Source organism: Methylobacterium sp. E-066 (assembly GCF_022829635.1).
Lineage (GTDB): Bacteria > Pseudomonadota > Alphaproteobacteria > Rhizobiales > Beijerinckiaceae > Methylobacterium.
The window spans coordinates 14,368-27,232 of record NZ_JAKSYO010000105.1 but is presented as its reverse complement, the minus strand read 5'-3'; the positions used below and the strand labels follow the sequence as shown (position 1 = coordinate 27,232).

Genomic DNA, 12,865 nt, shown 5'->3' with positions numbered 1-12,865 from the left:
CCGGGATCCGGCTCGGCAGGCCGATCTCGATCTCCGGGCTCCAATCCTCGGCCGGCTCGCCCTTGGCGGCGGTGAGCGCCAGCTGCAGCAGGTGCTGGTAGAGGCCGAGCCCGACGAGCTTGGCGTGACCCGCCTGATCCTCGCCGACGAGGTCGCCGGCACCGCGCAGGTCGAGGTCGCGGGCGCTGACCGCGAAGCCGGCGCCGAGCCGATCCAGGGCTTCCAGGGCGCGCAGGCGCTGGAGCGCCGCGGGCGGGGGCGGCGCGGCCGGGTCGCTCAACAGGTGCACGACCCCGCGCCGCTGGCCGCGGCCGACCCGTCCGCGGAGCTGGTGGAGCTGGGCCAGACCGAACCGGGCGGCCTCCCAGACCAGCATGGTGTTGGCCCGGGGCACGTCGAGGCCGCTCTCCACGATGGCGGTGGCGAGCAGAACGTCGCCATCCCCGTCGGCGAAGCGGACCATGACCTCGTCCATGGCCGACGGCTTCAGGTCGCCATGCGCCACCAGCACGTCGAGGCCCGGCACGAGGCCGCGCAGGCGCTCGGCCATGGGGGCGATGTCCTCGATGCGCGGGCAGACGACGAAGCTCTGGCCGCCGCGGCGATGCTCGCGGATCAGGGCCTCGCGGATCGCATCGGCCTCGAAGGGGGCCACCACGGTCCGGACCGGCTGGCGCATCGCCGGGGGCGTGGCGATCACGCTGAGGCTCTGGAGGCCGACGAGCGCCGCCTGGAGCGTGCGCGGGATCGGCGTGGCGGTGAGCGTCAGCACGTGCCCGCCTTCGGCCAGGCGGCGGAGATCCGTCTTCATCTTGGCGCCGAAGCGCTGCTCCTCGTCGATCACGGTCAGGCCGAGGTCGGAGAAGCGCACCCCGCGCGCGGCCAGCGCCTGGGTGCCGACCACGAGCCGGATCGTGCCGTCGGCCAGGCCGGCCTTCACCCGCTTGGCCTCGGCCGGCGAGACCAGGCGCGAGAGCTGCGCGACCTCGATGCCGAACCGGCCGAACCGGCGGCGCAGGGTCTCGACATGCTGGCGGGCTAGGACCGTGGTCGGGGCGATCAGCGCGGCCTGTTTGCCGGCAAAAACCGTCGCCGCCAGAGCCCGCAGCGCGACCTCGGTCTTGCCGAACCCGACATCGCCGCAGACCAGCCGGTCCATGGGCCGCCCCGAGGCGAGATCGGCCATCAGCGCGTCGATCGCGGCGGCCTGGTCCGGGGTCGGGGCGAAGCCGAAACCGGCGGCGAACCGCTCCATGTCGCGGGACGGGGGCGCCAGGATTGGGGCCTCGGTCTCCCGGCGGGCGCGGGCGGCGTCCAGCATCACCCGGGCGGTCCGGGCCATGGTGGCCTCGGCCTGCAGGCGGCGGCGCGCCCAGGTGCCGCCGTCGAGCTTGTCCAGAGTGACCGCGTCGGGCTCCGGGCCGTAGCGCCAGATCCGGTCGGCCTGGGTCACCGGCACCATCAGGATCGCGTCGCCGGCAAAGCGAAGACGCAACGCCTCGGAGGGCTCGTCGTCCGCACCGACGCCCTGCGGGCTCGCCACGGGCTCCAGCCCCTCGAACACGCACAGGCCGTGGTCGCGGTCGACCGCCACGTCGCCGGGGCGCAGGTCGACTTCGCCCATCGGCAGGATCGCCCGGGCGGTGCCGGCCACCGCGGCGTCCGGCCCGAACAGGTCGGCGGCGGCGAACAGCGTCGCGCCCCGCGCCGGGACCCGGAAGCCGGCCCCGATCGGCGCCTCCAGGGCGAGGATATCCCCCGGCGCCGCCTCGGCGAGATCCGACCAGCCGTCGATCAGCCGGACCGGGCGCTCCGCGATCTTGCCGGCCTGGCGCACGAGGCGCCGGAGCGGCTGGCGCGAGCCGGCCAGCACGACCACGTCGCCGGCCTTCAGCCGCTCGCGCATCGCCTTGGCGAAGGCGGCGTCCGGCCGGCGCTCCCGGGCGAAGACCGGGATCCCGACCGGCTCGGCCGCCGCGTCCGTGGCCATGGCCCGGGTGCGGGCCGCCACGAGGTCCCGCCACGCCTTGGGCGCGAGGTAGAGGCCCGCACCGTCATCCGGCCGGCCGCCGCGGGGCACCCGCCGGGCTCCGGCTTCGTCCATCTGCTCGTAGAAGGCGTCGACCCGGGCCTGGGTGCCGTCCTCGACCACGAGCCGGGCCTCGGGCACGTAATCGAGCAGGGTCACGAGGCGCGGATAGTAGCGGTCCAGCCGGTGCTCCTGCCCAGTGAACGGCTCGAAGCTCTGGCCGGAATCCAGCGCCAGGATGATCTCGGTGGCCGGATCGATCACCAGATCCGCGACCTCGGCGACGGAGCGCTGCGAGATCGGGTCGTAGGAGCGGATCGCGGTGACCCGGCCGTCGGCGTGCTCGATCCGGCAGGGCCGCGGGGCTGCGGCGGGAAATACCTCGACGGTGCGGCCCCGGACGGCGATCTCGCCCGGCTCGTCGACCCGCTCGTCGAGGATGTAGCCGAGGCGCTGGAGGTCGGCCATCACGGCGGCCACGTCGAGGGGATCGCCGACCCGCAGGGTCACCCGGGCCGAAGCCCAGGTCTCCGGCGGGGGCACCCGCTGGATCAGCGCCGGGGCCGTGGTCAGCACGAAGCCCGGCAGGGCGTCCCGGTCGGTCAGCCATCGCATCGTGGCGGCGCGGGCGCCCATCATCGCCCGCGACGGCGAGGCATGGTCGAGCGGCAGGCAATCCCATTCCGGGTAGACGGCGACGCGGGCCTCGGGGTCCAGGGCTTGGAGCGTCGCGGCCAGTTCCTCCAGCCGCCTCGCATCCCGGGCGACGTGGACGAGAGGTGCCGCACCCTCCGCCAAGCCCAGCAGTGCCACCGCCAGCGCGCCGGTCGGCATCAGCGGCGCGTCCTCGGTCTCCTGGTGGGCGACCGTCTTCGTCCTGCGCTTGGCCATGCCTGATCCGAACCTGTCCCGGATCCTGCAAACGCCGGCCGGCGGTCAGGGCTCCCGGCCGCGCCGGTCCGATTCACAGACGCGATGCCGCATTCGAAAAGGCTTGCGTCCGGGAATCCCGGGCCTTCCGGGATCAGGCCTCGTCCAGCCAGAGATCGCCGCTCGCCCGCGGAGACCGCAGCACGTGGCGGGCGCCCTCGGTGAGCGCCCGGTCGGGTCCGGGCTGGCGCAGGTAGGTGGCGAGGTCGCGGGTCAAGCGCTCCAGCGGGTGGTCGCGCAGGAAGCCCTGCAGGCCGACCGAGCGCTGCGCCAATTCCAGCAGATCGAGCCCGGCGCGCTCGACCGCGAGGCGCGCGAGGTTGACGTAGGCGATGATCCCGTCCGGATCGCCGTCATCGGTCACGATCGCGGCGGCCCGGGCCACCCAGAGGCGCGCGGTCTCGGCGGCGATCACGCCCTGGCCGAGGCGGGCGAGCTGATGCGGATCCTCGCCGCGGCCGGTGGCGACGAGATGGCCGCGCCAGGCGTCGAGCAAAGCCTCCAGGCCGCCGAGCTGCACCGCGAGGAAGCGCCAGGCGCCCCCCGAGAAATGCGGCTGGGCCTGGTAATCGTCGGGGGCGCCCACGAGGGTGAAGCTTTCGGCGCCCAGCCCGGTGAAATCCACTGTGCCGGTGGCCGAGGCCCGCATCCCCTGCGCCCGCCAGGCCGAGAGGTCGGCCCGCGCGCCGGGCTCCAGGGCGACGACGATCATCTGCGAGCCGCCGGTGGCGGGCTGCGCGGTCACGAGGGCGCGGGTCACGAACCCGGCCCCCGACGCGAAGGTTTTTACGCCCTTGAGGACCGGGGTGGCTCCGGTGCTGTCGATCTTGAGGCCGTTGCCCGGCGGCTCGGTGTTCCAGACCCCGAACAGGTGGCCTTGCGTGGCGTCGGAGAGCAGGTTGTTGCGGGCCTCGCCCGCGGCATAGCGGGCGACGAGCTGGACCGCGTTGACATGGCCCTCGTAGACGCGCCCCAGGGCGAGGCTGCCGGACCCGACATGGGTGAGCACAGCGCGCAGGATCGCCCCGTCCGGCTCTTCGCCGAGGCCCGCGCCGCCGGCGCGCCGGGGGACCGGCGCGGCCAGCAGGCCCAGCCGGGCCAGCGCCGCCACATCGTCGGCCGGAAAACCCCCGTCGTGATCGTGGCTTCCGGCCCGACGCGCAGCGCCGACCGCGACCTCACGGGCCGCCGCCACCGGATCGCCCTGGGTGCCCCAGGCGATATCGTCGAGTCTGAGGTCCACGCCTGCTCCGGTCACAAAAGGCTCGAACGAGCAACCCGCCGCGACTCGCTTCGATACGCCGTGCGACGATACTGCACATCGTGACGGATTGGACCGCGGCGATGAGGGCCCTGCGGCGCGTCGATCTGCACCGGGCGACCCGGCCCCGAATCGACATCCAGGCGTTGTAGAGAGATCCGGCTTAACAAGCCGTCAGACCGCCGCTGATGATTCACTTGGGGGGGTCGGTGCCGTGGGCTATGACGCAGCCGTGTCGCGGAACGAGACCATGTCCTGCCCAGCGGGCTTTGAACGCCATCATCCCCAGCGCCTCGCGGCTCTGCGCAGCTACGCCATCCTCGACACCGCGCCGGAGCACGCCTTCGACGAGATCGCCCGGATGGCGGCCGTATCCTGCGGCACCGCGATGGCGCGGATCACCTTCGCCGATTCCGACCGGCAGTGGAGCAAGGCCGCCTTCGGCCACGCGGCGCCGGACCGGCCCCTCGAGACCGGCCCCTGCATCGAGACCCTGGGCCAGGCGGGCGCGCTGGTGCTGCCGGATTGCGGGGCAGTCGCCGGCGAGCCGGATCTGCGCTTCTACGCCGGCGTGCGGCTCGCGACATCCGAGGGCTGGGCGATCGGCACGCTCAGCGTCCTCGACCGGGAACCGCGCAGCCTGACCGAGCCGCAGGTCTTCATCCTGGAGGGGCTCGCCCGGACCCTCATGAGCCTGCTGGAGAGCCGGCGCACCGGGGCGCTGCTCAAGGCGCGGGCGGACCATCTGGAGGCGCAGGTCGCCGCCCAGACCCGGGACCGCGATCGGGTCTGGACCCTGTCGCCGGTGCTGAAGCTCGTCTCGGCCAAGGACGGGCAGGTCCAGTCGGTGAACCCGTCCTGGAGCCGGGCGCTCGGCTGGTCCGAAGCGGAGACCCTGGGCCGGAAGGCCCTGGACTTCATCGCCGCCCCGGACCGCGAGGCGGCGCGCGCGGCGCTCAAGCCCCTCTGCGAGGACCGCAGGGTCGAGGATGTCGAGGTCGCCTGCACGACCCGCGACGGCGGCTGGCGGCGGGTGCTCTGGACCGTGGTCCCGGAGGACGGGCTGTTCTACGGCTTCGGGCGCGACATCACCGAACAGCGCCAGGCCGAGGAGGCCTTGCGGCAATCGCAGAAGCTGGAGGCGATCGGCCAGCTCACCGGCGGCGTCGCCCACGATTTCAACAACCTGCTGACCATCATCCGCTCGTCGGTCGAGTTCCTGCGCCGGCCGGAACTCGCCGAGGAGCGCAGGCGCCGCTACCTCGACGCCGTCTCCGACACGGTGGACCGGGCCGCCAAGCTCACCGGCCAGCTCCTCGCCTTCGCCCGGCGCCAGGCGCTCAAGCCCCAGGTCTTCGACATCTGCGCCCGGCTGCGCAGCATCTCCGACATGCTCGATTCGGTCACGGGCGCCCGCATCCACGTGGAGACCGACCTGCCCGGCACGCCCTGCTTCGTGCGGGCCGACGAGAGCCAGTTCGAGACCGCGCTGATCAACATGGCGGTGAACGCCCGCGACGCGATGGACGGGGAAGGCAGCCTGACCCTGCGCCTTGAGAGCGGCCGCCCGATGCCGCCGATCCGCGGCCATGCCGGCGGCCCGGGGCCGTTCGTGGCCGTGATGGTGGTCGATACCGGGAGCGGCATCCCGGCCCCGGATCTCGGCCGGATCTTCGAGCCGTTCTTCACCACCAAGGAGATCGGCAAGGGCACCGGGCTCGGGCTCAGCCAGGTCATCGGCTTCGCCAAGCAATCGGGCGGCGATATCGACGTGGCGAGCCTGCCGGGACGCGGCACGCGCTTCACCCTGTACCTCCCGCAGGTCGACGCCCCCGCGGACGTGGCCGATTCCGGCCGCGACGACCGGCGCGAGCCGGAGCCGCAGCGGAGCCTGTGCATTCTGGTCGTCGAGGACAATCTCGAGGTCGGGCGCTTCTGCACCCAGATTCTGGAGGATCTCGGCCACGCGCCGATCTGGACGAAATCCGCCGAGGAGGCGCTGGTCGAGCTGGAGCGGACGCCCGCCCGCTTCGACGCGGTCTTCTCGGACGTGGTCATGCCCGGCATGGGCGGCGTCGCCCTCGCCCGGCAGTTGCAGATCACCCGCCCAGACCTGCCGGTGGTCCTGACCTCGGGCTACAGCCACATCCTGGCCACCGACGACGCGCACGGATTCATGCTGGTGCGCAAGCCGTATTCGGCCGAGCAGCTCGCCCAGGTGCTCTACGAGGCGACGCAGCTTCGGGGTGGGCGGGGAACAAGGCCCCCGCTCTCCGGTTGATGCGATGCAGCATGGCGATGGTGTCGCCGCGCTGCTGCCCCTTGTGGGCGTTTCCTCCCAAGACTTCGGACCGCTCTTTCGGGGGCGGTCCTTTTTTTGTTCGCGCCGCGTGCGGCCGACAGGGAACAACGTCCCCTGCGGCCGAAAGTTCTCAAGACCTTCTCATCCTTCGGTGGCGCGGGGGCCGGATCCCGTCTCGATATCCAGGGCCAGCAGCGCGAAGGTGGCGAGCCAATGCTCGCCCATATAGTCGCCGGTCACGTGCGGGAGACCAGCCTCCAGGTGGGCCTCGGCGGCGGCCTGGAGCGGCCGGCGTCGGGGATCGTCCGGGTCCAGGGCGGCGGCGAGCGCCCGGAAGCACCAGGCGCGGCTGAGGTTCAGCCCGTCGAGATGGGCGATCTTGCCGTCGCTGCGGTCGGTCACGGTGGCGGGCCGGAACAGGGTCGCGGGCCGCCCCGCCGCGAGGTCCGGCAGGAACCGGGCGAACCAGGGCCGGAATCTTTCCGCCGGCAGGAGCCGGCGCAGGCACTCGGCCTCGATCAGCGCGGAGGACAGGAAGTCGTCGCTCCCCGGCTCGCCCCAGGCCGGGCAATCCGTGTCGGCCCCGTACCAGCGCTCGGCGGTGCGCAGCAGCAGGTCGGACAGGGCCGCGTCGTCCGCCCCCTCGGCGTAGTCGGCCGCCAGCCGCAGCGCGAAGGCGGTGTTGAAATGCGTCCCCACCCGCACCGGATAGGGCGCGACCGGCAAAAAGTCCCGGACCCGCTGCGCGATCATGCCGGTGAGCGGCGCCAGGGCCTCGGCCCAGCGGCGTTCGGGCAGGCGGGACAATTCGTCGGCGAGCTTCAGGAGCCAGGCCCAGCCATAGGGCCGCTCGTAGCCCCGGGCGGTCGGGGCGGCGAAATAGGTGCATTCCCCGGCGACTGTTTCCGGGATCAGCCGCGCGTCGAACTGCGTGCGGATCGCCCCGGCCTGGAGGCCGTCGGGGAACAGCCGCAGCACCCGCGCCAGCAGCCAATATCCGTGGACGCAGGAATGCCAATCGTAGCTGCCGTGGAAGACCGGGTGCAAAGCCGCGGGGGTGTGCGCATCCTCGGGGCCGGCCAGGACGTGGCCCGGCTTGTTCGGGTATTCGCGCGTGACGTGGCCGAGGGCCACTGCGGCGAAGCGGGCGCCGATCTCCTGGGTGAGCGCGTTCGGCATCGCGAGACGTCCCATGCGGCACCGGACGCTTTGCCGGCGCGGTCCAAGACGGTTATCGCAAGCGTGGCGAGCCGGGCAGTCCGCCGGCCCGATCTCATCGGGACTTTCCATGCGCCGTGCGCCGATCGCCGTCCTTCTCGTCGCCCTCGCGATGCCGGCCGCGGCCGCGCCGGACCCGACCCGGGACGTGCTGTGGGCCGCGCTGAAGACTTGCGTGCTCGCCAAGCGGATCGCCGACCGGACGTTTCCGTGCCTCTCGGTCGATCTCGGCGACAAGGACCGCCCCGGCTCGGCGGTCCTGCGCGCGCCCGGCGAGCCGACCCACATCGTGGTGATGCCCACCGACACCGTGGCCGGGCTCGAAGCCCCGGTCCTGCGCGGGCCGCGCGGGGCCGCCTATTGGCGGGCGGCGCTGGCGGCGCGCCCGTTCGTGTCGGATGCCCTGAAGGGCAAGCTGCCGCCCGAGGCGGTGGGGCTGGCGGTCAATTCGGCCCGGGGGCGGAGCCAGGACCAGCTCCATATCCATCTCGATTGCCTGAAGCCGAGCGTGCTGGCCGCCGTGAAGGCGCATGGCCGCCAGATCCGCGGGACTTGGACGCGCTTCCCGGTGCCGCTCGCCGGGGATCGCTACCACGCGATGCGGGTGCCGGAAGCGGAAGCCGAGCGTTTCAACCCGTTCGCGGCCCTGCGCACCCTGCCGGGACCCCGGCCGGACCTGCACCGGACGAGTTTTGCCGCGCTCGCCACGCCGCCGGGTGATCCCGAGCCGGGTTTTCTGCTGCTGGCCTACCGGGCGCCGAGCGCCAGCGCCGAGGACGTGATGGACCATAGCTGCGCCGTTGCCTCGGGCCGCGGCGGCGCCTGAGGCGGGGTGCCGCCGATCAGCGATCGAGCCCGGCCGTGAGGGAGAAGCGGGTCAGCGCGCCCGGCGTATCCAACCGGAGCTTCGGCAGGCCGATGCGGTCGAACTGCGCCGCCAAGAGCTTACGGTTCGCCGGGGTGGCGACGACGATATGACGGATCATGTTCCATTTCACACTGTCCCGGCCACCTTCGAGAGCGCCGGGCCGGTCACGTTCGAACCAGCATCGGCGCAGGTATCGGACAAGGCTGGTCATGGTCGGGACATCGAGCAGGATGACGCCCGTCGCCCGCTCCAGCCGCTGCGGCAGGTACCGGGTGTAGTTGCCGTCCATCACCCAGCGCGGTTCGAGGATGGCCGCATCGTGCAGCGCGCGAAATTCGTCCTCGGAGCGCGGCTCCCAATCGGTGTTCGGCCGATGCTGAAGCTGGTCGAGATGGATCGGCGGCAGGCCCCGGGTCCGCCCGATCGCGACCGCGAGGGTGGATTTGCCGCTGTTCGACGGGCCGATGATGCAGATGCGCGGCCCAAGCTCATCGAGAATCATGGCCTCGCCTCGACGCCCGCCGACAGGATCACCGTATAGATCCGGATCGGCAAGGATGCGCCGTACATCGAGCGGGACGATGAACCTGGCACAGGACTCCCTCATCGCGACGAGATTGCTGCGCCAGGCCGAGGCCGTGATCGTTTCTATGCTTGGTTCATCGCAGATCTTGCCATGCGGCGGTGATACCGCGGCCGAAAATCTGCTCAGCCCGCCCCCTTCGGCGGCGGCAGCGCGTTGGTGAGTTGGCGCAGAAAACCTCGCACCGCCCGGGGCAGACGCCGATCGCGCATGGCCTGGATCTGGATGCCCCGGGTAAGGCTCGCCTGGGCGCGGATCGGCAGGCTGACCAGCGCGTTCAGGTCCACCGGCGTCCGTACCGACAAAGCCGACATCAGCGCGAGACCGCGGGAATTCCGGACAAACGGCAGCAGGGCGGCCAAGTTGTTGGCGGTTAACACTGGCTCGACCACGATGCCCTCGTGCAGGCAGGCGGCGTCGAAAACCTGCCGCAGGGTCGTGTCTCGGGTCGGCAGGGCGACCGGATAGTTTGGCAGATCGGAGAGCTGCACGAGCTTCGCCCGCGCCAGGGGATGGTCGGGGGTGGCCAGCGCCCGCATGTCGACCTCCCCGTCATACAGCACCTCGACCTGGGTGGTCGGCGCGAGCGCGAAGGTGATGCCGAGATCGGCCTCGCCCGCCGCCACCATCTGGGTCACCTGGGCGGGGGGCAGCACCGTCACCTCGAAGCGCAGGCCGGGATGGGCGGCGTGGAAGGACGCCACGGCGTTCGGCACGATGTCGAGGGCGAACCCCTCGGAACTCGCTACCCGGATCAGGCCCCGGGCGAGGCCTTCCAGCTCGCGGATCTCGGTGACCACCTGCTCCGAGCGGACCAGCATCTGGTGCGCGTGCTGGGCCAGGAGCTCGCCGGCCGGGCTCGGCACCATGCCGCGCGGGCGCCGCTCGAACAGGACGCAATCGAGCTCGGCCTCCAGGTTTCCGATCTGCCGGCTGATCGCCGAGGCGGCGACGTTGAGCTGGGCCGAGGCTGCCGCGATCGAGCCGGTTCGGGCAACCGTCAGGAAGTAGCGCAGGCCCGTAATTTGCATTTTTCTGCCTGAAAACGACTATTCCGCCATATCCCTTGCCGAAACGGCAACGCAGCGCTCGCCAAATTCTACTTGTTGCGATCTCAGATGCACAACATCATGGCAGGGTGAAAAAGGCGGCAGTCGCGGAGTCTTTCCCAGCGTCCTGCCGCCTTGCCGTCGGAGACGGAGTCGACATGCCGGTACGGACGATCACCCTCACCGCTTCCCTGGCGGCTTCCCTGATCGCACTGGTCGCCGCGAGCCCAGCGCTCGCCGGCAAGGCCGACGATACCCTGGTCTACGCCTCCGACAGCGAGCCCGAGAACGTCAGCCCCTATCACAACAGCGCCCGCGAGGGCGTCGTGCTGGCCCGCAACTGCTGGGATACGCTGCTGTGGCGCGACCCGGCGGACGGCACCTACAAGCCGATGCTGGCCACCGCCTGGACCTGGACCGACGACACCACCCTCGACCTGACGATCCGCGAGGGCGTGACCTTCCACAACGGCGACCCGCTCGGGCCCGAGGACGTGGCCTTCACGTTCAACTACGTGCTGACCCCCGAAGCCCGCACCGTCACCCGCCAGAACGTCGACTGGATGAAGTCGGTGGAGGTCACCGGCCCGCACAGCGTGCGGATCCACCTCAAGGCGCCGTTCCCGGCGGCGCTGGAATACCTCGCCGGCCCGACCCCGATCTTCCCGGCTTCCTATTTCAAAAAGGTCGGCCTCGACGGCTTCGCCAAGGCGCCCATCGGCAGCGGCCCGTACAAGATCACCAAGGTCGATAGCGGCCGCGGCGTCACCATGGAGCGCTTTGCCCAGTACTGGGCCGGCAGCCCGCTGGGTAAGCCGAAGATCGGCAAGCTACAGTTCCGGGTGATCCCGGACGGCGAGAGCCGGATGGCCGAGCTGATGACCGGCGGCGTCGACTGGATCTGGCGGGTGCCGAGCGACCAGGCCGAGCAGCTGCGCGCCGCCCCCAACGTCACCGTGCTCAACTCCGAGACGATGCGGGTCGGCTTCCTGCAGTTCGACACGCTGAGCCGCGCCAGGGAGAACTCGCCGCTCAAGGACGTGCGCGTCCGGCAGGCGATCTCCTACGCCATCGACCGCAAGGCGATGGTCGACAACCTGGTGCGCGGCGCCTCCCGGGTAATGAACGCGCTCTGCTTCGTCGACCAGTTCGGCTGCAACGACCAGGGGGTGATGCGCTATCCCTACGACCCGGCCAAGGCCAAGGCCCTGCTCAAGGAAGCCGGCTACGCGAACGGGTTCGAGATCGATCTCGGCGCCTATCGCGAGCGGGACTATGCCGAGGCGGTGATCGGCTATCTCGGGGCGGTCGGCATCAAGGTGCGGCTCAACTACCTGCGCTACGCCGCGTTCCGGGATTCCCTGCGGGCCGGCAAGATTTCGATCGGGTACCAGACCTGGGGCTCGTTCTCGGTCAACGACGTCTCGGCCTTCGACGGGGTGTATTTCCGCGGCGGCGAGGAGGATCTGACCAAGGATCCGCAGGTGATCGCCGACCTGCAGGAGGGCGACGGCTCCACCGACCCGGAGAAGCGCAAGGCCGCCTACGCCAAGGCACTCCAGCGGATCGCCGGAGAGGCCTACGCCCTGCCGATGTTCTCCTACGCGACCAATTACGCCTTCACGTCGGACCTGAACTTCACCGCCCAGCCGGACGAGGTGCCGCGCTTCTACGCGGCGTCCTGGAAGTAAGGGGGCGGCACCGTGCTGGCCTTCACGCTCCGGCGCATCCTGGTCGCCCTGGCGGTGGCCTTCACGGTCTCGGTGGCGAGCTTCATGCTGCTCCACCTCTCGGGGGACCTCGCCACGGCCATCGCCGGGCCGGAGGCCACGGGGCCCCAGATCGTGCAGATCCGCAAGGATTACGGCCTGGACCAGCCGCTGCTGGCCCAGTTCCTCGCCTGGGCCTGGAAGGCGCTGCACCTCGATTTCGGCAATTCCTTCTACTTCCGCGAGCGGGTGATCGACCTGCTCGCCGCCCGCCTGCCGATCACCCTCTATCTCGGTGTGATCGCCCTCGCGGTGGCCCTGTTCGTGGCGGTGCCGCTCGGGGTGATCGCCGCGGTCAAGCGCGATACCTGGATCGACCGGCTCGCCCTGTCGATCTCGGTGCTCGGCCAGGCGATGCCGAGCTTCTGGTTCGGGCTGACCCTGATCCTGATCTTCTCGGTCAACCTGCGCTGGCTGCCGGTCTCGGGCAACGCGAGCTGGAAGAACTTCGTCCTGCCCGCGGTGGCGCTCGGCTACTACGCCATGCCGGCGGTGATGCGGCTCACCCGCAACGGCATGCTGGAGGTGCTGGCCTCCGACTACGTCCGCACCGCCCGAGCCAAAGGGTTGCCGCCGCGGAAGATCCTGGTCCGGCATGCGCTGCGCAACGCCGTGATCCCGGTGATCGCCCTGGCGGCGGTGCAGTTCGGCTTCATGCTCGGCGGCTCGATCGTGATCGAGGCGGTGTTCTCGCTGCAAGGGCTCGGCCAGCTCGCCTGGGAGTCCATTGCTCGCAACGACTTCCCGGTGGTCCAGGCGATCGTGCTGGTTCTGGCGATGATCTACATCGCCCTGACGCTGGCGGCCGACCTGCTGAACGCCTTCCTCGATCCGCGCCTGCGCCAATCGTGAGGAT

General features: G+C 71.2%; 9 protein-coding genes. 4 read left to right on the top strand and 5 right to left on the bottom strand.

The features are described from left to right. Positions 1-2,920: DEAD/DEAH box helicase (locus tag MKL20_RS15185; protein WP_244037365.1), on the bottom strand; the 2,920-nt coding region annotated here is incomplete at its 3' end. 133 nt (positions 2,921-3,053) lie between these two features. Beyond that, positions 3,054-4,202, bottom strand: a complete 1,149-nt coding sequence (locus MKL20_RS15180) for an acyl-CoA dehydrogenase family protein (protein ID WP_244037364.1) — start codon at positions 4,200-4,202, stop codon at positions 3,054-3,056. Between the two features lie 268 nt (positions 4,203-4,470). Here MKL20_RS15180 and MKL20_RS15175 point away from each other — a divergent pair, with 268 nt between their 5' ends. Then, positions 4,471-6,501, top strand: a complete 2,031-nt coding sequence (locus MKL20_RS15175) for an ATP-binding protein (protein ID WP_244037363.1) — start codon at positions 4,471-4,473, stop codon at positions 6,499-6,501. A 162-nt stretch (positions 6,502-6,663) separates the two neighbouring features. Here the strand turns inward: MKL20_RS15175 and MKL20_RS15170 are convergent, their stop codons facing one another. Beyond that, entirely contained in the window at positions 6,664-7,701 is a 1,038-nt protein-coding gene (locus MKL20_RS15170; protein ID WP_244037362.1) for a DUF2891 domain-containing protein, read from the bottom strand. Between the two features lie 109 nt (positions 7,702-7,810). Between MKL20_RS15170 and MKL20_RS15165 the strand changes: the two genes are divergently transcribed. After that, positions 7,811-8,566, top strand: coding sequence for a CDP-diacylglycerol diphosphatase (locus MKL20_RS15165; RefSeq protein WP_244037361.1), 756 nt, complete (start codon positions 7,811-7,813; stop codon positions 8,564-8,566). A gap of 16 nt (positions 8,567-8,582) precedes the next feature. Here the strand turns inward: MKL20_RS15165 and MKL20_RS15160 are convergent, their stop codons facing one another. Then, on the bottom strand, positions 8,583-9,110 hold the full coding sequence (locus MKL20_RS15160) for an AAA family ATPase (protein WP_244037360.1): 528 nt from the start codon (positions 9,108-9,110) through the stop codon (positions 8,583-8,585). Positions 9,111-9,316: 206 nt separating this feature from the next. Beyond that, on the bottom strand, positions 9,317-10,222 hold the full coding sequence (locus MKL20_RS15155) for a LysR family transcriptional regulator (protein WP_244037359.1): 906 nt from the start codon (positions 10,220-10,222) through the stop codon (positions 9,317-9,319). Positions 10,223-10,398: 176 nt separating this feature from the next. Here MKL20_RS15155 and MKL20_RS15150 point away from each other — a divergent pair, with 176 nt between their 5' ends. After that, positions 10,399-11,931, top strand: a complete 1,533-nt coding sequence (locus tag MKL20_RS15150; protein ID WP_244037358.1) for an ABC transporter substrate-binding protein — start codon at positions 10,399-10,401, stop codon at positions 11,929-11,931. 12 nt (positions 11,932-11,943) lie between these two features. Beyond that, positions 11,944-12,861 carry an ABC transporter permease gene (locus MKL20_RS15145; RefSeq protein ID WP_058190792.1) on the top strand — a complete coding sequence of 306 codons (918 nt, stop codon included), beginning with the start codon at positions 11,944-11,946 and terminating at the stop codon, positions 12,859-12,861. Positions 12,862-12,865: the final 4 nt, after the last annotated feature.